This is a genomic window from Streptomyces sp. NPDC001816 (assembly GCF_042892235.1).
GTDB lineage: Bacteria > Actinomycetota > Actinomycetes > Streptomycetales > Streptomycetaceae > Streptomyces.
On sequence record NZ_JBIATY010000004.1, the window covers coordinates 26038 to 45042 of the forward strand.

The following is a 19005-nucleotide window of genomic DNA, read 5'->3' on the forward strand; positions in this document are numbered from 1 at the left end:
CGACGGAGGATTCGAACAACCGTGGACGCGCAAGGCCGTGGGCGGGCGGAGAACATCGACCCCGCAGACCAGTGGGTACTCAATCCGAACACCGGCGAATACGAACTGCGACTGAGCGCTTCCGCACCGCAGTCGTCGGTTCCCGGTCCGCGGAGACCGAACTCCCCTGATTCCGGCGGTGCCCGGCGCGGCCGCGGCGACGCGGCGGGGGGTCAGACGCGCGAGATGCGGGAGGTGCGCGGCGCCGAGGTGCCGGGTCCCCGGTCGGGCCGGCGCCGGGGCGCCGAGCCCGAGCCGCCGCCGACGCGGCGCGGCCGGCGGCCGGTGAAGAAGAAGTCGAAGGCCAAGAAGGTGCTGGCGTGGACCGCCGGCGGCACGGCGTTCGTCCTGGTCGCCGTCGGCACGGCCGGCTACCTCTACCTGAAGCACCTGGAAGGCAACGTCACCACCACGGACGTCGGCGACGCGGCCAAGAACAGCTTCAGCAAGGACGACGCCTTCAACATCCTGATCATCGGCACCGACAAGCGGACCGGCAAGGGCAACGAGGGCTACGGCGACTCCGGCAGTGTCGGGCACGCGGACACCAACATCCTGCTGCACGTCGCCAAGGACCGGACGAACGCGACCGCGCTGAGCATTCCGCGCGACCTGATCGTGGACGTGCCGGACTGCGAGACCACGCAGGCCGACGACACCAAGAAGGTCATTCCCGGTACCGACGGGGTGCGCTTCAACACCAGCCTGGGCCAGGAGGGCCGGGACCCGGGCTGCACGATGCGCACGGTGAAGGCGGTCACCGGCATCGAGCCCGACCACTTCATGATGGTCGACTTCAACGCCGTGAAGACGCTGACCACTGCGGTCGGCGGCGTCGACGTGTGCCTCAAGCACGCCGTGAAGGACAAGCAGTCCCATCTGGACCTGCCCGCCGGCCCGTCCAAGATCGCGGGCGAGCAGGCGCTGGCGTTCGTCCGCACCCGGCACAGCTGGGGCAACCAGGGCGACCTGGACCGCATCAAGGTGCAGCAGCAGTTCATGGGCTCGCTGATGCGCAAGATGTCCTCCAGCGACACCCTCACCAGCCCGACCAAGCTGGTGAAGCTGGCGGAGGCGGCCACCAAGGCGCTGACCGTCGACAAGGGCATCGGCAAGGTGAGCACGCTCAAGGACGTGGCGCTGGAGCTGAAGAAGGTGCCGCCGAAGAACATCTCGTTCATGACGGTGCCGGTGGTCGACAACCCGGCCGAGAAGGTCCACGCGACGGTCGTCGTCGACAGGACGAGGGCGCCCGAGGTCTTCGACGCCATCAGGAACGACGTCTCCTTCACCGAGGTGAAGAAGAAGCAGAAGGCGGCCAAGGACGCGGCGGCCGCCCGCCTCAAGGGCAGCAAGTCCCAGCCCTCCGAGGTGCGGGTGCGGGTCCTCAACGGCGGCGCCGAGGCCGGCAGCGCGCAGGAGACCCTGCAGTGGCTGCAGACCCAGGAAGGCGTGCTCAAGTCGGAGAACGCGGGCAACGCGCCCGCGGAACTGGGCAGGACCACGCTCGAGTACGCGCCCGACCAGGCGCCCCAGGCGCGTGAACTGGCAGCCCTGATGGGGCTGTCCGGAAGCGCGCTGAAGCCGGGCAAGAGCGTGACCAACTCCCAGGGGCTGCCCGCGATGACGCTCACCCTGGGCAAGGACTTCAAGGGTGCGGGCGTCCGCCTCACCGCTCCGACGAAGGCTCCGTCGGTCGACAAGTCCACGGCGGACAAGGTTCAGTGCGCCTCGTAGGTAACCCATCGGGTCCGTCGTGCGTCTAACTCGGCGCGGGACGGACCCGTTTCATGGCGCAGGGTGGGGAGGGCAGGGAGTTGTCGCAGAGCGATGTGCGCGGGGAGCCTCCTGCGGTCGAGGACACGATGGCGCTCACGCCGCAGGCCGCCAAGGCGCCCGAGAGGTCCGGACGGCACGGCGGCGGGCGTCGCGGCGGCGGCCCGAAGACCGGGCGGCGGGGGCCAAAGCGGCGCGCGCTGCGCTGGTTGGCGACCGTGCTGGCGGTGGTGATACTCGGCACGGCCGGCGCCGGATACCTGTACTACGAGCACCTGAACGGCAACATCCAGAAGGGCCGCCGCAGCAACGGCGACGACTCCAAGGCACAGCGGACCCGGCCGAACGCGGCCGGCCAGACCCCGCTGAACATCCTGCTGATCGGCTCCGACAGCCGTAACTCCGACGAGAACGTGAAGCTCGGCGGCGCCAAGTACGACCGCGGCAGCCCACCGCTCGCCGACGTGCAGATGCTCATCCACCTCTCCGCGGACCGCAAGAGCGCCGCCATGGTGAGCATTCCCCGGGACACCCGGGTCGACATCCCCAAGTGCACGGACCCCGACACCGGCAAGGTCTACCCGGCCACCAACGCCATCATCAACACCACCCTGGCCCGGGGCGGGGCCGGCTGCACGCTGGCCACCTGGGAGAACCTCACCGGTGTCTACATCGATCACTGGATGACGATCGACTTCGCGGGCGTGGTGAAGATGGCCGACGCCATCGGCGGCGTCGAGGTGTGCGTACGGCAGAACGTGTGGGACCACTCGACGCCCGCCCAACGCGGCGGCTCCGGGCTGAAGATGAAGGCCGGGCGGAAGAAGGTCGAGGGCGTGCAGGCCCTGCAGTGGCTGCGCACGCGGCACGCCTGGGGCAGTGACGTGATGCGGGCCCGCGCCCAGCACATGTACCTCAACTCGATGATCCGCACGCTGCAGCACCAGAACGTGTTCACCGACACCGGCCGGCTGATGGACCTGGCCGAGGCGGCCACCAAGTCCCTGAAGGTGTCCGAGGAGATCGGCACCGTCAAGAAGCTCTACGACCTGGGCATGGAGCTGAAGTCGGTGCCGTCGGACCGCATCACGTCGGTGACGATGCCCAACGTCGAGGACGCGCAGAACAGCGAGCACGTCGTACCGGAGAAGGCCGGCGCCGACAAGCTGTGGCAGATGCTCCGCGACGACGTGCCCTTCGACAAGAACGGCAAGCCGTCGGGGGCGAAGAAGGCGGCGAGCAAGTCGCAGCCGACGAAGACCCCTTCGGTCGACGCGGCCCGGCTCGGGGTGCTGGTGCAGAACGCCACGCAGTCCTCCACCGAGGCCGCGGTCGGCGGCCGGGCCGGGACGATCAGCCAGGCGCTCGTGCGGAAGGGGTACGGCAGGGCCACGGCCGACACTTCGGCGACGCTGTCCGCGGACCGGACCGTCGTGCGCTATCCGAGCGCCGATCTGGAGGGGGACGCACAGGCCGTCGCCAAGGCGCTGGGCATCCCGATGAGCCAGGTGAAGCAGTCGACCGACGTGTCGGGGGTCACCCTCGTCGTGGGCGCTGACTGGCGCACGGGCGACGCCTACCCCAAGAAGTCCGCCCCGAAGGCCGGCGACCTGCCCGGCAACTCCGACGCCATCAACGGCTCGGACACCTCCCAGTGCATGGACGTGTACAAGCCCTACCAGTGGTGAACGACACACGAGGGCCCCTCCGCGACGTGCGGAGGGGCCCTCTTCGTTCCTGTGCTCAGCGGGGTTCTCAGCGGGGTTCGAGCACCGCCGGCCGCCGCGAGGCGATCACTCGCTTCGCCAGGGACCTGGGGCTGGTCAGAAAGCCCCAGCCCCACGACATGTGCATGGTCGCGAGGGCCACCGGAATCTGCAGCCGGGCCTTGACCGGCAGCCCCTTGCCCGCCGGGACCGAACCCGCCACGATCGCCGCCAGATAGCCGCCGGGGATCACCAGACCCCACGGCGTCAGAGCGGCGCCCACCACGAGACCCGCCGCTATGGCGCACACCGCGGTCGGCGGGGCGAGGTAGCGCAGGTTGATGGAGCCCTCGTGGTAGCGGGCGACGACATGGCGCCAGCGGCCGTAGTCCTTGTACTGCTTGGCGAGCGCCTTCACGCTCGGCCGCGGCCGGTACGACACCTTCAGCTCCGGCGAGAACCAGATCAGGCCGCCCGCCTCGCGGATGCGGAAGTTCAGCTCCCAGTCCTGGGCGCGGATGAACTCCTCGTTGTAGCCGCCCTGTTGCTCCAGCGCCTCGCGGCGGAAGACACCGAGGTAGACCGTCTCGGCGGGGGCCGCCTGGCCACCGGTGTGGAAGGCCGCGTTGCCGACACCGACCTTCGAGGTCATGGCGGCGGCGACCGCGTGCTCCCAGTCGTTCTCGCCCTCGGCGTGCATGATGCCGCCGACGTTCTGCGCGCCGGTCTCCTCCAGGAGCCGCACGGCGGTCGCGATGTAGTTCGGCGAGAGCATGCCGTGGCCGTCGACGCGGACCACGATCGGGTGCCGGGAGGCCTTGATCGCCGCGTTCAGCGCGGCGGGGGTGCGGCCGGTGGGGTTCGGGACGGTGTGCACACGGGGGTCTTCCGCGACCAGCTCGGCGGCGATCTCGTCCGTGCGGTCCGTGGACGGACCGAGGGCGATCACGACCTCCATCTCGCCGGCGTACTCCTGCGCGAGGATCGCTTGGACGGCCCCGCGCAGATGCCGCTCCTCGTTGAGGACGGGCATGATCACAGAAACGGCGGGGTGTCGCACGTCGGGCTTGGCGTTCATAGGGGGCTCACGTTACCGCGAACGGGGGACACCGGTGCGCGCCGCCGGGCGCGTGCGGGCGGGCTGGAGATCGTATCGGCCTACGGTGCTCACAAATCCCGCATACGGCCGCAGTCCGGAGGTGTCCGTTGCCCAGCCCGCCCAGGTCCCCCGCCCGGCCGCAGCGCCGACCGCAACCGCCCCGCCGGGTGCCACGGCAGCCTGGGCGGGTCGTGCGGCCCCCGCGCCCCAGGCGGCCGCGCTGGGCCATGCGGGCGGTGACCACGCTGTCCGTGGTCGTGCTCGCCTCCGCCGGGATCGGTCACGCCGTCGTCACCAGCCTGGACGCCGGCATCACCCGGGTCGACGCCTTCAAGGACATGAAGAACCGGCCCCGCGCGGGGCACGGCATGAACGTCCTGCTGGTCGGCACCGACGGCCGCGACAAGGTCAGCGAGTCGCAGCGGCGCGCGTACCGGCTGGGCGGGCAGCCCTGCCACTGCACCGACACGATGATGATCGTGCACATCTCGGAGGACCGGGAACGGGCGAGCGTGGTGAGCCTGCCGCGCGACTCCTACGCCGAGGTGCCCGAGCGCGTCGACCCGGGCACCGGCCGGCGGCACGCCCCGCACCCCGTCAAGCTGAACGCGGCCTACGCCGAGGGCGGCCCCCAGCTGACCATCGCCACGGTCGAGAACATGACCCATCTGAAGATCGACCACTATCTGGAGATCGACTTCGCCAGCTTCATGAAGACCGTGGACGTACTCGGCGGCGTCCGGATCTGCACGACGACGCGCCTGAAGGACGCGTACACCGGACTCGACCTCGCGCCCGGCACGTACACCCTGGGCGGCGGGCAGGCGCTGCAGTACGTACGCGCCCGGCACGTGGACGGGGCGAGCGACCTGGGCCGGATGAACCGGCAGCAGCGGTTCCTGGCCGCGCTGATCGAGCGGGCCACCTCCTCCGGGGTGCTGCTGAACCCGATGCGGTTCCGGGACGTGACCCGGGCGGTGCTCGGCTCGGTGCGGGCCGACTCGGGCTTCGGCACCGACGAGCTGCTCGACCTCGGCCGGGCGATGCGGAACTTCTCCCCGTCCTCCTCCGAGTTCTCCACGGTGCCCATCGGGCAGATGAACTTCCCGGTGAAGGGCCTCGGCTCGACCCTGAAGTGGGACCCGGCGGCGTCCGGCAAGCTCTTCCAGGCCCTGCGCGACGACAAGCCGCTCACCGTGGACCACCCGCACCGCGGGCCTCGGCCCGCGCCCGTCGAGGTCGAGCCGCGGGAGGTCCGGGTCCAGGTGGAGAACGGCACCGGTACGGCCGGGCTCGCCAAGCGGATCGACGCGGGGCTCGCGGCGGCCGGCTTCGTCACCACCCACCAGCCGACCACCGCGGCCGTGCACGACGTCAGGCGCACGGTGATCTCCTACGACCCCCGCTGGGACCGCTCCGCCCGCACCCTGGCCGCGGCCCTGCCCGGCAGCGCACTGCGCGCGGTACCGGGCATGGGCAAGACGCTGAAGGTGACCGGCGGCTCCGACTTCAAGGCCGTGCACCAGGTGAAGGTCGAGGACCCGGCCAAGCCGGAGCAGAGCGCGCTGCGCGGCAACGAGGTGGTCTGCCCGGCTTCTGAGAAGGCTTAGCCCTCTGAAGAGGCTCAGTCCTCTGAAGAGGCTTCAGTCCTCGAAGCCCTCCGCCGCGCGCTTCTCGCGCAGCTCGCGGATCGCGCGTCGGCGGGCCAGGCGGTGGGTGCGGCGGATCTGGGCCTCCTGGTTGCGGCGGCGGTCGCGGTCGGTCTCCGCGATCACCGGGGGCACCCGGCGCGGCTTGCCGTCGGCGTCCACGGCCGCGAAGACCAGATAGGCCGAGCCGACCTGGGTCGGCGGGGTCGACTCGTTCCAGCGCTCGGCCAGGACCCGCACGCCGACCTCCATCGAGGTCCGGCCGGTCCAGTTGACCTGGGCCTTCACATGGACCAGGTCGCCCACGCGGACCGGCTCAAGGAAGGCCATCTCGTCCATCGACGCGGTGACGGCGGGACCGCCGGAGTGCCGGCCGGCCACCGCGCCCGCCGCGTCGTCGACCAGTTTCATGATCACCCCGCCGTGCACCGTCCCCAGGAGGTTGGTGTCGTTGTGGGTCATGATGTGGCTGAGGGTGGTGCGGGAAGCGGATATGGGCTTGCCCGGGATGTCCGGATCCGCGTCCGAGGCCTGGTCTGTCATGGCCCCCACCTTATGCCGAAGCGACATTCACGGAATTTGTGACGGCTTCGCAACAGCGCCGCTCTGATTTTCCGACACCCCTTGTAAGGCACACACCCGCGCCCTGCACACTGGGGCGCATGAATGACTGGCCCCAGGGATGGTCCGACGACAATCGCGGCCCGCGCTACGGACGCGGCAGCGGCGGCGCGCAGCCGGAAGGCGCCCGTGTGATGCGCCAGGTGCAGCGCGGCCCGGCGGGACCGCCCGGGCAGCGCGGGTACGGCGGCGGTGTCCCGCAGCAGCCGTCGTACGTCGACGGCCAGGGATACGACGACGGCGCCGGCTACGACGACTACGACAGCGGCTACAACACCGGCCAGGTCTACGGCGGCGGCCGCGGCGGCGGCTTCGTGCCCAACGACAACGACGTGGACCCGGACGTCGGGCAGTACCGGCCGCGGCCGAACTGGCGCCGTCGCATCAAGTGGACCGCGATCACCGTCGCCGGTGTGCTGATTGTCACGTCGGTGGCGACGTACTTCTGGGCCGACTCCAAGCTGCGCCGCGAGGTCGACCTGTCGACGGTCATCGACCGGCCGGAGACCGGCTCGGGCACGAACTACCTGATCGTCGGCTCGGACAGCCGCGAGGGCATGTCCAAGGCGGACGAGAAGAAGCTGCACACCGGTGGCGCCCAGGGCAAGCGCACCGACTCGATGATGATCCTGCACGTCGGCGACAACGGCGACACACTGATCTCGCTGCCGCGTGACTCGGACGTGGAGGTCCCCTCGTACAAGGGGTCGACGTCCGGGAAGATCTACCCGGCCAAGGGCCGGCACGAGAAGCTGAACGCGGCCTACGCCGAGGACGGCCCGACCCTCCTCGTGCGCACGATCGAGTACAACACCGGCCTGCACATCGACCACTACGTGGAGATCGGCTTCCAGGGCTTCGCGAACATCGTGGACGCGGTCGGCGGTGTCGACATCGACATCGACAAGGGCTTCAAGGACAAGTGGTCCGGCGCCGACTTCAAGGCGGGCAAGCAGACCCTCAACGGCCAGCAGGCCCTCGCCTTCGTCCGCACCCGGCACGCCTTCGCCACCAGCGACCTGCAGCGCACCAAGAACCAGCAGAAGTTCCTGGCCGCGCTGGCCCACCAGGTCGCCACCCCCTCGACGGTCCTGAACCCCTTCAAGCTCTACCCGACCATGGGCGCGGGCCTGGACTCCCTGATCGTCGACAAGGACATGGGCCTGTGGGACCTGGCGTCCATGTTCTGGGCGATGAAGGGCGTCAGCGGCGGTGACGGCACCTCGATGAACATGCCGATCTCCGGGTCCACCGGCGGCAACCTCGTCTGGGACAAGGCGAAGGTGAAGACGCTGGTGAGCCAGTTGAAGAACGACGAGAAGGTCACCGTCACCGGCAACTAGGCCATCGCGGAGGCCAGCAGCGAGACATGGGGAAGGGCGAGGTGCCCTTCCCCGTCCGCGTATGCGGCGCTCAGGCGCTCGTACTCCCGCCGGATCCGGGCGACCGTCTCCGCGTCCTGCGAGGTCACGACCAGCCCGACGGTGGCGACCCCGCCGGCCGCGCCGCCCCACCACTCCTCGACTCCGGCCCGGTGATCCCAGGCCAGCTCCGCCGCCTCGGCACCGCCGAACCCGGCCTGCGTGAGCAGCTCCGCCAGGCCCTGAGGCGTGCGCGTGAAGTCCTCGTCCGGGTCCAGGCGCGGCAGGTACGACGGCGGTACGGCACCGCCGGCCGCGCAGGCCTGCCCGAGCAGCTCCTGCCCGGCCCCGCGCCGGGCGCCCCACAGCGTCAGGGCGATCCTTCCGCCGGGCCGCAGCACCCGCCGCAGCTCGGCGAGCGCGGTCCGCGGCCGGCCCACATGGTTGAGCACGAAGTTGCCGACCACGGCGTCGAACTCCCCGTCCGGGAAGGGCAGTTCGGGAAGGGCCGCGACCTCCGCGGCCACCCCGCGCCGCCGCGCCTCGGCGACCATGCCGGCGTCGGCGTCCACGGCCCGCACCAGCGCGCCCCGCTCCTCCGCCGCCAGGGCGGCCGTGCCGGTCCCGGTCCCGACGTCGAGGACCCGCGTCCCCGCGCCGACCCGGGCCGCGTCCAGCAGCGCGGGCACCGGGTACGCGCACAGCCGGCCGAAGCTCCCGGCGTACGCCTCGGTCCGCCCCGCCCACATCACCCGCTCGGCGGCGTCGAAGGCCGCCGTCGCATCCGTCTCGGTCATGGCCCCAGCGTGCCGCACAAAGGATCAAGGGCACCCACGGGGGTGCCCTTGAACGCCCTCATGGGCAACAGCGGGTCACATCCGTGCGCCCGCCATCGCGCGGCACATCTCCGCGCAGCGGCGACACGCCTCGGCACAGCGCATCATCTGCTTGTCGTCGGGCATGGACATACACGCCTCGGCGCACATGTCACAGGCCCTGGCGCACATCGCGCACATCTCGGCCGACATCGGCGAGCGGCGCATCATCATGTCGGCGCACATGCGGGTCATCTCGGAGCAGTCCATGAGCGCGCGCATGATCTGCATCTGGGCCTGGCCGCCCATCTGCATGCAGGAGCTCATGGTCTCCTCGCAGACGTTGTGGCACGACATGCAGGCCTCGACGCAGTCCTGCATCTCCTTGGTCATGGCAGGCATGGTTCCGGGCTGGGTCATGGCTCCTCCTGGGGAGGGAGAGGGGTCCCGGGCGGGCCCCGTGTGCTTCCGTCCTACGCCCGAGTGCCCCGCTCTGCCATTTGACGCCTGTCCCGCTTCGCACCCGTTCGGCCCACAGGGCGACTTCAGACGCTGGGGGTCGTGCCGCCGTCGATGACGTACTCGGCGCCGAGGATGGCCGCCGCGCGGTCGGAGACCAGGAAGGCGATCAGGTCGGCGACCTCCTCGGGGCGGTTGGGGCGACCGAGCGGGATGCCGCCGAGGGAGTCCATGAGCCGGTCCAGAGCCACCTCACGGGTGACGCCCGCCTCCTCGGCGATCCGGGTCACCAACTGGTCCGCCGCGCTGGTCCGGATGAAGCCGGGCGAGACCGCGGTGACCCGTATGCCGTGCCGGGCAACCTCGTTGGCCAGGCCCTTGCTGTAGGTGGTCAGCGCGGCCTTGGCGGCGGCGTAGGCGAGAGTGCCGTTCCACAGCGGCATCCGGCGCTGGATGGAGGTGACGTGCACGATCACGCCCCGGCCGGCCTCGATCATGCCGGGCAGCAGGCCGCGGTCCAGGCGTACGGCGGCCAGCAGGTTGACGGTCAGCTCGCGGGCCCAGTCGTCCTCGCCGAGGACCACGAAGCCGCCGGCCGGGGCCTCGGATCCGCCCAGGGCGTGGACGAGGATGTCGACGCCGCCCAGGCGGGCGTTCACCTCGGAGACGACCTCGGCGGCGCCCTCGACGGTGGAGAGGTCCGCCGCGATGAACGTCTTCTCCTCGACCTCGTCCGGGCGGCGGCGGGCGGTGACGAGCACGCTCGCGCCGGCCCGGCGCAGGCGTTCGGCGACGGCGGCTCCGGTGCCCTTGGTGCCGCCGGTGACGAGCGCGCGCCGGCCGTCGAGGGATTCGCTGGTGGGCATGGTGACGGTGCCTTCCGTGACCGGGATCGGACCGGGAACGCCCCCCGCTGTCCACGCTACGCCGATACGCCGGTAGCCCCCGTCCGAGGGCGGACGGGGGCTACCGGGAAGCGAGGAGAGCGTGCCTTACGGCAGGTTGCGGGCCATGACGATCCGCTGGACCTGGTTCGTTCCCTCGTAGATCTGGGTGATCTTGGCGTCACGCATCATGCGCTCCACCGGGTAGTCGCGGGTGTAGCCGTAGCCGCCGAGCAGCTGGACGGCGTCCGTGGTGACCTCCATGGCCACGTCCGAGGCGAAGCACTTGGCGGCCGCGCCCTGGAAGGTGAGGTCCTTGTCGCCGCGCTCGGAGGCGGCCGCGGCCTGGTAGGTGAGGGCGCGGGCGGCGGCGACCTTCATGGCCATGTCGGCGAGCATGAACTGGATGCCCTGGAAGTCGGCGATCGGCTTGCCGAACTGCTTGCGCTCCTGGACGTAGCCCTTGGCGTAGTCGAGGGCGCCCTGGGCGACACCGAGGGCCTGGGCCGCGATGGTGATGCGGGTGTGGTCCAGGGTCTTCATGGCGGTGGCGAAGCCGGTGCCCTCCTCGCCGATGATGCGGTCGGCGGGGATGCGGACGTTGTCGAGGTAGACCTCGCGGGTCGGGGAGCCCTTGATGCCGAGCTTCTTCTCCGGGGCGCCGAAGGAGACGCCCTCGTCCGACTTCTCGACGACGAAGGCGGAAATGCCCTTGGTGCGCTTGGTCGGGTCGGTCACGGCCATGACCGTGTAGTACTCGGAGACGCCCGCGTTGGTGATCCAGCGCTTCACGCCGTTGAGGACGTAGTGGTCGCCGTCGCGGACGGCCTTGGTCGTCATGCCGCCGGCGTCCGAGCCCGCCTCCGGCTCGGAGAGGCAGTACGAGAACATCGCGTCGCCCTTGGCGAGCGGGGTGAGGTACTTCTTCTTCAGGTCCTGGGAGCCGGACAGGATCACCGGGAGCGAGCCCAGTTTGTTCACGGCCGGGATGAGGGAGGAGGACACGCAGGCGCGGGCCACCTCCTCGATCACGATGACCGTGGCGAGCGCGTCGGCGCCGGCGCCGCCGAACTCCTCGGGTACGTGCACGGCGTGCAGGTCGTTTGCGACCAGGGCGTCGAGGGCCTCTTGCGGGAAGCGGGCCTCCTCGTCGACCGCGGCGGCGAACGGCGCGATCTTCGCCTCGACCAGCGAACGGACGGCGTCGCGGAGCATGTCGTGCTCCTCGGACGGGCGGTACAGGTCGAAGTCAGCCGATCCGGCCACGGTCTCTCACGCTCCAAAGACGCAGTGATACTGACGCTAATTACCGTTAAGTAACTCAAATTTTAGAGGGCCGCCCGAAGGACGCCTACGTGAGATGGGCGACAGCGGGGAAATTGCCCGGTGGACGCCCCGACTATGCTCGGGGCCGCATCACCGACGTACCCGATCTGGAGCACATCCATGAGCCTGAAGATCACCGTGATCGGCACCGGCTATCTGGGCGCCACGCATGCCGCGGCCATGGCCGAACTCGGTTTCGAGGTGCTGGGGCTCGATGTCGTGCCCGAGAAGATCGCGATGCTGGAGCGCGGCGAGACCCCGATGTACGAGCCGGGGCTGGAGGAGCTGCTGCGCCGGCACGTCGCGGGCTTCGAGGGGTCCACCGGGCGGCTGCGCTTCACCCAGGACTGGGCCGAGGTCGGGGCCTTCGGTGACGTGCACTTCGTCTGTGTGAACACTCCTCAGCGGCACGGGGAGTACGCGGCGGACATGTCGTACGTCGACGCCGCCTTCGCCTCCCTCGCCCCGCATCTGCACGGGCCCGCCCTGGTGGTCGGCAAGTCGACCGTGCCGGTGGGCACGGCCGAGCGGCTGGCCGCCTATCTTGCCGAGCACGCGCCCGCCGGTGCGGACGCCGAGCTGGCCTGGAACCCGGAGTTCCTGCGCGAGGGCTTCGCCGTGCAGGACACGCTGCACCCGGACCGGATCGTGGTGGGCGTGCGCGGCGAGCGCGCCGAGAAGCTGCTGCGGGAGGTGTACGCGACGCCGGTCGGTGAGGGCACGCCGTTCGTGGTGACCGACTTCCCGACCGCCGAGCTGGTGAAGACCTCGGCGAACTCCTTCCTCGCCACCAAGATCTCCTTCATCAACGCGATGGCGGAGGTCTGCGAGGCCGCGGGCGGTGACGTGGTGAAGCTGGCGGAGGCCATCGGCCACGACGACCGGATCGGGAAGAAGTTCCTGCGCGCCGGCATCGGGTTCGGCGGTGGCTGTCTGCCGAAGGACATCCGGGCGTTCATGGCGCGCGCCGGTGAGCTGGGCGCGGACCAGGCGCTGACCTTCCTGCGCGAGATCGACTCCATCAACATGCGCCAGCGCGGCCAGATGGTGGAGCTGGCCCGGGAGGCGCTGGGCGGCGGTCCCTTCCTGGGCAAGCGGGTCGCGGTGCTCGGCGCCACCTTCAAGCCGGACTCGGACGACGTCCGTGACTCGCCCGCGCTGAACGTGGCCGGGCAGATCCATCTGCAGGGCGGCCAGGTGACCGTGTACGACCCGAAGGGCATGGAGAACGCCCGCCGGGTCTTCCCCACCCTGGGTTATGCCGACTCGGCGCTCGACGCGGTCCGGGGTGCCGACGTCGTGCTGCACCTGACGGAGTGGCGGGAGTTCCGCGAGCTGGACCCGGCGGCGCTGGGCAGCGTCGCGGCGGCCCGGCTGATCCTGGACGGGCGCAACGCCCTGGACGCGGAGCTGTGGCGGCGGGCCGGGTGGACGTACCGGGCGATGGGCCGCCCGACCGCGTAACCCTGCAAAAACATCCCCCAAAAACATCCCCGCAGAGGCATCCACGAGGACGCCGGTTCGGCCGAGGCTCAGTCGGCCGAACCGGCGTCTTCCCGCATTCTGCACCACCGGACACATACATGGCCGATGAACTCCCTGTGGTTCACGCCTCCTTCGCGCGGTAGCGGCGCATCTTGGCGCGCGCCCCGCACACCTGCATCGAGCACCAGCGGCCCCGTCCGGCGGGGCTGCGGTCGTAGTACGCCCAGTGGCAGGTCTCGGCCTCGCACGCCTTGAGTCGGGTCCAGGTGCCCGCGACCAGTGCCTCGGCCACGGCGGCGGCGACGCGGGAGAGCAGCGGGCCGGTGTCGGCCGGGGCGAGGCTGGCGGAGCCGTCGTGGTCGTCCACGGCGACGTACAGGGGCGCGTGTGCCAGCAGCTCGCCGAGCGGGGTGACCTCGCGGTGCGGCGGATGGCCGGCGTGGGCGAGCAGTGTGGCCCGCAGCGACTCGCGCAGCGCGCGGGCCTGCGGCAGCTCGTCCTCGGTGAGTCCGAGGCGCGCCCGTCCGTCCACCGTGTCGAGCGAGTCGGCGCCCGACTCGATGTCCAGCGTGTTCACCAGGGACTCGACCAGGGTCAGGCCTCCGGGCGCGGGCGGTCTCTCACTCATGACTGCAAGTTACCTCCCGAATGCGGTTGCGGCGTTACTGCCGATGCGCGAGCATCAGGTAACGCGTTACTGGTTAAACGCTTTTAAAGGTAACTCCGACTTCGAGGAGGAAGTCATGGCACTCGCCAAGCTGGGTGTGGTCGTCCTGGACTGTCCCGACCCCCGTGCGCTGGCCGGCTTCTACGCCGGGGTGCTGGGCGGCACGGTGGAGGGCGAGGGCGACTGGGTCGATCTGAACGTGCCCGGCGGTCAGTCGCTGGCCTTCCAGCGCGCGCCCGGGTTCGTGTCGCCGAAGTGGCCCGCGGCCGACGCCTCCCAGCAGCTCCATCTGGACCTGGTGGTGGAGGACCTGGACGCGGCCGAGAAGGGCGTGCTGGAGCTGGGCGCGAAGCCGCTGGCCGAGCAGGGCGGCAGCAGCTTCCGGGTCTACGCGGACCCGGCCGGACATCCCTTCTGCCTCTGCGCCTGCTGAGCGGGCCGGGCCCTAGCCGTCCAGCTCCGCGATCCGAACGTTGGACGGCTCCCGGCGGTGCTGTGCGGCGCGGGCCGTGAAGTCCGCGCTGCGGAGCACCCGCTGGACGTTTCCCCAGGTCAGCAGGGACAGCTCGGACTCGGACCAGCCGCGGCGGAACAGCTCGGCGATCAGGTGGGGATAGCGGGAGGCGTCGGCCAGGTCGTGGGGGTGGGCGGCGCCGGAGTCGTAGGCGCCGGACAGGCCGACGCACTCGGGGCCGGCGACCGCGCGGACGTGGTCGAGGTGGTCGGCGACGTCCCGTACGGTCGGGCCGGTCTGCTCGGCGGTCAGCGGCACCATGCACAGGCCACCCGCGGCGCCCAGCTCGGCGAGCAGGTCGTCGGGCAGGTTGGCCGGGTGCGGGCGCAGGGCGCGGGCGGCGGAGCGGGTGCACAGCACCGGGGTCTTGGAGAGCGCGGTGGCCCGGCCGACGGTGGCGTCGGAGGCGCCGGAGAGGTCGGCCAGGACGCCGAGGCGGTTCATCTCGCGGATGACCTCCTCGCCGAACCGGGTGAGCCCCGCGTCGCTCGCCCAGGCGGTGCCGGTCAGGGTGAGGACGCGCAGGCCGAGGGCGTGCAGGACGCGCAGGATGCCCAGGGAGTCGTCGAGCGCGGGCGCCCCGGCCGGGCCCAGCACGACGGCGGCCCGGCCGCAGTTGCGGGCGTCGATGATCTGCCCGGCGGTGTGCACCAGGCGCAGTCCCTCCGGATGGGAGTCGATCACCGAGTGGACGAGGTCCAGCTGTTCCAGGGTGGCGCCCAAGGCGCGGTCCCCGGCCAGGCCCTCGGGCAGGTGCAGCGACCAGAACAGGACGCCCACATGGCCCTCGCGCATCCGCGGTACGTCGGTGTCGACGGCCAGCTCGCCCAGCTCCAGGTCGTACCAGGGCAGATGGCGCAGGGCCCAGGGCAGTCCGCTGTAGCCGTCGGCGACGGGGTGGTCGGCGAGCAGGGAGTGCGCCCGCCGCAGCGTCTCGTCGGCCGGGGCGTACGCCTCCTCGCGGAACGGGTCGTCCGGCAGGCCGTAGTCCCCGCCGACCTCGGTCGTGGTGGGCCTGTCGTCCTGGAGGTCGGCCATGGCGGGCTCCGTACGTCGTCGAGAGCTACGTCGGTCGTGAGCTACGTCTGATGCGGCTGGCGTACCGCCACGGTCGCACGGGGCGCGGCGATCCTTCCTGGTGAGTGGGGCGTTCGGGGGTACGGCCGATCACGCGTCGCCGGCCGCCCGGATCACCTCGTCGAGGGTCTCCCGATGGGGATCCCCCCGCTCGAGCGAAGCCGAGAAAGGGGGAGTACGAGGTCGGCGATCATGCGGTCGATGCGGTCGCGTTCGGCGGTGGGTTCGGCGGCCGGCCGCGGCGTGGCGATCGCGGAGGGCCCGCCGTCCCGGTCGCGCATGCTGGGCAGCAGATACCGGATCTTCGCCCTGTGCAGCCCGGCCGCGTACAGCTCCTGGATCCGGACGACCCGGTCCGCCTCCTCGGCTTCGCTCGAGCCGGGCGGACCCTCATCCGCGCGGCGGCCGGCGGCACCCCGACCGCGCTCCAGGCGGAGGGGCCGCCCTTGGAGCTGATACGGACCGGCACATGATCGTCATACATCGGTGCAACCTTCCGGTACGACCGAGAGGGTCACTCAGCCGTCCAGCGACTCGATGGTCGCGTTGGACGGGCCGCGCGTGGCCTGGACGTCACGGGCCACGTCCTCCGCCGCGCCCAGCACCCGCACCGCGTTCTGCCAGGTCAGCTTGGCCAGGTCGGCCCGGGACCAGCCGCGGTCGAGCAGTTCGGCGATCAGGTTCGGATAGCCGGAGACGTCGCTGAGGCCGTCCGGGGTGAAGGCGGTGCCGTCGTAGTCGCCGCCGATGCCGAGGTGGTCGATGCCCGCCACCTCGCGCATGTGGTCGAGGTGGTCCGCGACCGTGGACACCGTGGCGACCGGGCGCGGGTGCCGCTCCTCGAAGGCGCGGTGGATCTTCATCGCCTCGGGGGTGGTGTCGAGGTGGTGGAAGCCGTTCGCGCGCATGTTCTCGTCGGCCGCGACCGTCCAGTCGACCGCCGCCTGGAGCACGAACTTCGGCACGAAGGTCACCATCGCCATTCCGCCGTTGCCGGGCAGCCGCTCCAGGACGTCGTCCGGGATGTTGCGCGGGTGGTCGCAGACGGCGCGGGCGGAGGAGTGCGAGAAGATCACCGGCGCGGTCGAGGCGTCCAGCGCGTCCCGCATGGTCGTGGCCGCCACATGGGAGAGGTCCACGAGCATGCCGAGCCGGTTCATCTCGCGGACGACCTCGCGGCCGAAGGCGGACAGGCCGCCCACGTTAGGTGCGTCGGTCGCCGAGTCCGCCCAGGCCACGTTGTCGTTGTGGGTGAGCGTCAGGTAGCGCACGCCGAGCGCGTACAGGCCGCGGAGCGTGCCCAGGGAGTTCCCGATGGAGTGGCCGCCCTCGGCGCCCATCAGGGAGGCGATACGGCCGTCCGCGCGGGCCGCCTCCATGTCGGCCGCCGTCAGGGCCGGGGCCAGCTGCGCGGGGTAGCGGGCCAGCATCTGCCGGACGCCGTCGATCTGCTCCAGCGTCGCCGGGACCGCGTCCGGCTGGTCGGAGGGGACGTACACCGACCAGTACTGGGCGCCGACCCCGCCCTCGCGCAGCCGCGGCAGGTCGGTGTGCAGTCTCGCGCTCTGGGAGGCGGCGAGGTCGAGGGCGTCGAGGTCGTAGCGGACCTGCTTGCGCAGCGCGTACGGCAGGTCGTTGTGCCCGTCGACGACGGGGAACTCGCGCAGCAGTGCGCGGGCGTCGTCCAGCGAGGTCACGGGCGTCACTTCCCGAAGCCGAAGCCGCCCGCGGCGCCCTCGACCTTGGTGCGCAGCCGCTTGCCCTTCTCGGTGGCCTGGTCGTTCAGGTCCTGCTGGAAGTCGCGCATCTTCTGCAGCAGGTCCTCGTCGTGCGCGGCGAGGATGCGGGCCGCGAGCAGACCGGCGTTGCGGGCGCCGGCGACGGAGACGGTGGCGACCGGGACGCCGGCCGGCATCTGCACGATGGACAGCAGGGAGTCCATGCCGTCGAGGTACTTCAGCGGCACGGGCACGCCGATGACCGGCAGCGGGGTGACCGAGGCGAGCATGCCCGGCAGGTGGGCGGCGCCGCCGGCACCGGCGATGATCACCTTCAGGCCGCGGTCGGCGGCCTGCTCGCCGTACGTGATCATCTCGCGCGGCATGCGGTGCGCGGAGACGACGTCGACCTCGTACGCGATCTCGAACTCGTCCAGGGCCTTGGCAGCGGCCTCCATGACGGGCCAGTCGGAGTCCGACCCCATGACGATGCCAACAACGGGGCTCATTCGGTGATCGTGCCTCTCAGATAGCCGGCTGCGTGACGGGCGCGCTCCAGCACGTCGTCCAGGTCGTCGCCGTAGGTGTTGACGTGTCCGACCTTGCGGCCGGGCTTCACGTCCTTGCCGTACATGTGGATCTTGAGCTTGGGGTCGCGGGCCATGCAGTGCAAGTACGCGGAGTACATGTCCGGGTAGTCGCCGCCGAGGACGTTGGCCATGACCGTCCACCTGGCGCGCGGGCGCGGGTCGCCCAGCGGCAGGTCGAGCACGGCACGCACGTGGTTGGCGAACTGGGAGGTGATCGCGCCGTCCTGGGTCCAGTGGCCCGAGTTGTGCGGACGCATCGCCAGTTCGTTGACGAGTATGCGGCCGTCGCTGGTCTGGAACAGCTCGACGGCGAGGTGACCGACGACGCCGAGTTCCTTGGCGATGCGCAGCGCCATCTCCTCGGCCTGGAGGGCCAGCTCCTCGTCCAGGTCGGGCGCGGGCGCGATCACGGTGTCGCAGACGCCGTCGACCTGCTGCGACTCGACCACCGGGTAGGCGACGGCCTGGCCGTGCGGAGAGCGCACGACGTTGGCGGCCAGCTCGCGGACGAAGTCGACCTTCTCCTCGGCGAGGACCGGGACGCCCGCCTTGAACGGTGCGGCGGCCTCCTCGACGGAGTCGACGACCCACACGCCCTTGCCGTCGTAGCCGCCGCGGACGGTCTTGAGGACGACCGGGAAGCCGTCCCCTTCCGCCGCGAAGGCCGCGACGTCCTGCGGGTCGCTCACGATCCGGTGCCGTGGGCACGGCACGCCGATCGCGTCGAGCTTCGCCCGCATCACGCCCTTGTCCTGGGCGTGCACGAGCGCGTCGAGGCCCGGGCGGATGACGATGCCGTCCGCCTCCAGAGCCTTCAGATGCTCGGTGGGTACATGTTCGTGATCGAAGGTGATCACATCGCAACCGCGCGCGAACTCACGCAGCGTGTCCAGGTCGCGATAGTCGCCGATGACGACATCACTGACGACCTGCGCCGCAGAATCCTGAGGGGTGTCACTGAGAAGCTTGAACCTGATGCCCAACGGGATGCCCGCTTCGTGCGTCATACGCGCGAGCTGCCCCCCGCCGACCATGCCGACTACCGGGAACGTCACGCCCCTAGGGTATCGGCCACGCCGACCGGGTCGGATTTCGTCCCTCGCACCGCCTCTTACCCTGGGCTTTCCCGGCTCTTTCCGACCCGTTCCCAAGCTGTGGCCCGGTCCGGGGGCGGCGGACAGGTCGCCTGGATAGCATGACTGGGTTGACGAAACCTACC

Annotated in this window: 18 protein-coding genes; 7 read left to right on the forward strand and 11 right to left on the reverse strand. The window is 70.9% G+C overall.

Annotated features, from left to right (window positions below; translation table 11 throughout):
• Nucleotides 1–21: 21 nt before the first annotated feature.
• Nucleotides 22–1776 carry an LCP family protein gene (locus ACFYZZ_RS15645; protein ID WP_389175822.1) on the forward strand — a complete coding sequence of 585 codons (1755 nt, stop codon included), beginning with the start codon at nt 22–24 and terminating at the stop codon, nt 1774–1776.
• A 128-nt stretch (nt 1777–1904) separates the two neighbouring features.
• Entirely contained in the window at nt 1905–3503 is a 1599-nt protein-coding gene (locus ACFYZZ_RS15650) for an LCP family protein (RefSeq protein WP_389176859.1), read from the forward strand.
• Between the two features lie 67 nt (nt 3504–3570).
• Here ACFYZZ_RS15650 and ACFYZZ_RS15655 read toward each other — a convergent pair whose 3' ends face one another.
• Nucleotides 3571–4599 carry a glycosyltransferase family 2 protein gene (locus ACFYZZ_RS15655; RefSeq protein WP_389175824.1) on the reverse strand — a complete coding sequence of 343 codons (1029 nt, stop codon included), beginning with the start codon at nt 4597–4599 and terminating at the stop codon, nt 3571–3573.
• A gap of 248 nt (nt 4600–4847) precedes the next feature.
• Between ACFYZZ_RS15655 and ACFYZZ_RS15660 the strand changes: the two genes are divergently transcribed.
• Nucleotides 4848–6230: an LCP family protein gene (locus tag ACFYZZ_RS15660; RefSeq protein ID WP_389175826.1), complete on the forward strand. Its 1383-nt coding sequence runs from the start codon at nt 4848–4850 to the stop codon at nt 6228–6230.
• 33 nt (nt 6231–6263) lie between these two features.
• Here ACFYZZ_RS15660 and ACFYZZ_RS15665 read toward each other — a convergent pair whose 3' ends face one another.
• Entirely contained in the window at nt 6264–6812 is a 549-nt protein-coding gene (locus ACFYZZ_RS15665; RefSeq protein WP_386581469.1) for an acyl-CoA thioesterase, read from the reverse strand.
• Between the two features lie 119 nt (nt 6813–6931).
• Between ACFYZZ_RS15665 and ACFYZZ_RS15670 the strand changes: the two genes are divergently transcribed.
• Entirely contained in the window at nt 6932–8233 is a 1302-nt protein-coding gene (locus ACFYZZ_RS15670) for an LCP family protein (RefSeq protein ID WP_389175828.1), read from the forward strand.
• Here ACFYZZ_RS15670 and ACFYZZ_RS15675 read toward each other — a convergent pair.
• The 4 genes from ACFYZZ_RS15675 to ACFYZZ_RS15690 all read right to left on the reverse strand — a co-directional run bounded on the left by ACFYZZ_RS15675 (nt 8230) and on the right by ACFYZZ_RS15690 (nt 11675).
• Nucleotides 8230–9048 (reverse strand): class I SAM-dependent methyltransferase, encoded by an 819-nt coding sequence (locus tag ACFYZZ_RS15675; RefSeq protein WP_389175830.1) that lies wholly within the window; start codon nt 9046–9048, stop codon nt 8230–8232. The two genes, ACFYZZ_RS15670 and ACFYZZ_RS15675, sit on opposite strands and share 4 nt — an antisense overlap.
• A 75-nt stretch (nt 9049–9123) precedes the next feature.
• On the reverse strand, nt 9124–9486 hold the full coding sequence (locus ACFYZZ_RS15680) for a four-helix bundle copper-binding protein (RefSeq protein WP_389175832.1): 363 nt from the start codon (nt 9484–9486) through the stop codon (nt 9124–9126).
• A gap of 125 nt (nt 9487–9611) precedes the next feature.
• A complete protein-coding gene (locus ACFYZZ_RS15685) occupies nt 9612–10391 on the reverse strand; it encodes an SDR family oxidoreductase (RefSeq protein WP_389175833.1) in 780 nt (259 codons plus the stop codon).
• 126 nt (nt 10392–10517) lie between these two features.
• Nucleotides 10518–11675 (reverse strand): acyl-CoA dehydrogenase, encoded by a 1158-nt coding sequence (locus tag ACFYZZ_RS15690; RefSeq protein WP_389175835.1) that lies wholly within the window; start codon nt 11673–11675, stop codon nt 10518–10520.
• 180 nt (nt 11676–11855) lie between these two features.
• Between ACFYZZ_RS15690 and ACFYZZ_RS15695 the strand changes: the two genes are divergently transcribed.
• Nucleotides 11856–13199: a UDP-glucose dehydrogenase family protein gene (locus tag ACFYZZ_RS15695; RefSeq protein WP_389175837.1), complete on the forward strand. Its 1344-nt coding sequence runs from the start codon at nt 11856–11858 to the stop codon at nt 13197–13199.
• A 142-nt stretch (nt 13200–13341) separates the two neighbouring features.
• On the opposite strand, the gene ACFYZZ_RS15700 is transcribed toward ACFYZZ_RS15695, so the two are convergent.
• The gene (locus ACFYZZ_RS15700) at nt 13342–13848 is read right to left on the reverse strand and encodes a CGNR zinc finger domain-containing protein (RefSeq protein ID WP_389175839.1); all 507 of its coding nucleotides are present in this window, start codon (nt 13846–13848) and stop codon (nt 13342–13344) included.
• Nucleotides 13849–13963: 115 nt separating this feature from the next.
• On the opposite strand from ACFYZZ_RS15700, the gene ACFYZZ_RS15705 reads away from it, so the two are divergent.
• Nucleotides 13964–14320, forward strand: coding sequence for a VOC family protein (locus ACFYZZ_RS15705; RefSeq protein ID WP_389175841.1), 357 nt, complete (start codon nt 13964–13966; stop codon nt 14318–14320).
• A gap of 12 nt (nt 14321–14332) precedes the next feature.
• Here the strand turns inward: ACFYZZ_RS15705 and ACFYZZ_RS15710 are convergent, their stop codons facing one another.
• Complete coding sequence (locus ACFYZZ_RS15710; protein ID WP_389175843.1) at nt 14333–15439, reverse strand: dipeptidase; 1107 nt, start codon at nt 15437–15439, stop codon at nt 14333–14335.
• A 350-nt stretch (nt 15440–15789) separates the two neighbouring features.
• Between ACFYZZ_RS15710 and ACFYZZ_RS15715 the strand changes: the two genes are divergently transcribed.
• Nucleotides 15790–15951, forward strand: a complete 162-nt coding sequence (locus ACFYZZ_RS15715) for a hypothetical protein (RefSeq protein WP_389175845.1) — start codon at nt 15790–15792, stop codon at nt 15949–15951.
• A gap of 45 nt (nt 15952–15996) precedes the next feature.
• Here the strand turns inward: ACFYZZ_RS15715 and ACFYZZ_RS15720 are convergent, their stop codons facing one another.
• Genes ACFYZZ_RS15720 through ACFYZZ_RS15730 form a run of 3 tightly spaced genes read right to left on the reverse strand, consistent with a single transcriptional unit; the run spans nt 15997 to nt 18841 of the window.
• Nucleotides 15997–17175: a dipeptidase gene (locus ACFYZZ_RS15720; RefSeq protein WP_389175847.1), complete on the reverse strand. Its 1179-nt coding sequence runs from the start codon at nt 17173–17175 to the stop codon at nt 15997–15999.
• Nucleotides 17176–17180: 5 nt separating this feature from the next.
• Nucleotides 17181–17705, reverse strand: coding sequence for a 5-(carboxyamino)imidazole ribonucleotide mutase (gene purE, locus ACFYZZ_RS15725; RefSeq protein ID WP_389175849.1), 525 nt, complete (start codon nt 17703–17705; stop codon nt 17181–17183).
• Nucleotides 17702–18841: a 5-(carboxyamino)imidazole ribonucleotide synthase gene (locus ACFYZZ_RS15730; protein ID WP_389175851.1), complete on the reverse strand. Its 1140-nt coding sequence runs from the start codon at nt 18839–18841 to the stop codon at nt 17702–17704. The genes purE and ACFYZZ_RS15730 overlap by 4 nt, the downstream gene beginning before the upstream one ends.
• Nucleotides 18842–19005 lie beyond the last annotated feature (164 nt).

Coding starts and splice junctions, on each gene's coding strand:
- ACFYZZ_RS15650 (WP_389176859.1), top strand. CDS start 1,905: ATGGCGCTCACGCCGCAGGCCGCCAAGGCGCCCGAGAGGTCCGGACGG.
- ACFYZZ_RS15655 (WP_389175824.1), bottom strand. CDS start 4,599: ATGAACGCCAAGCCCGACGTGCGACACCCCGCCGTTTCTGTGATCATG.
- ACFYZZ_RS15660 (WP_389175826.1), top strand. CDS start 4,848: ATGCGGGCGGTGACCACGCTGTCCGTGGTCGTGCTCGCCTCCGCCGGG.
- ACFYZZ_RS15665 (WP_386581469.1), bottom strand. CDS start 6,812: ATGACAGACCAGGCCTCGGACGCGGATCCGGACATCCCGGGCAAGCCC.
- ACFYZZ_RS15670 (WP_389175828.1), top strand. CDS start 6,932: ATGAATGACTGGCCCCAGGGATGGTCCGACGACAATCGCGGCCCGCGC.
- ACFYZZ_RS15675 (WP_389175830.1), bottom strand. CDS start 9,048: ATGACCGAGACGGATGCGACGGCGGCCTTCGACGCCGCCGAGCGGGTG.
- ACFYZZ_RS15680 (WP_389175832.1), bottom strand. CDS start 9,486: ATGACCCAGCCCGGAACCATGCCTGCCATGACCAAGGAGATGCAGGAC.
- ACFYZZ_RS15685 (WP_389175833.1), bottom strand. CDS start 10,391: ATGCCCACCAGCGAATCCCTCGACGGCCGGCGCGCGCTCGTCACCGGC.
- ACFYZZ_RS15695 (WP_389175837.1), top strand. CDS start 11,856: ATGAGCCTGAAGATCACCGTGATCGGCACCGGCTATCTGGGCGCCACG.
- ACFYZZ_RS15700 (WP_389175839.1), bottom strand. CDS start 13,848: ATGAGTGAGAGACCGCCCGCGCCCGGAGGCCTGACCCTGGTCGAGTCC.
- ACFYZZ_RS15705 (WP_389175841.1), top strand. CDS start 13,964: ATGGCACTCGCCAAGCTGGGTGTGGTCGTCCTGGACTGTCCCGACCCC.
- ACFYZZ_RS15710 (WP_389175843.1), bottom strand. CDS start 15,439: ATGGCCGACCTCCAGGACGACAGGCCCACCACGACCGAGGTCGGCGGG.
- purE (WP_389175849.1), bottom strand. CDS start 17,705: ATGAGCCCCGTTGTTGGCATCGTCATGGGGTCGGACTCCGACTGGCCC.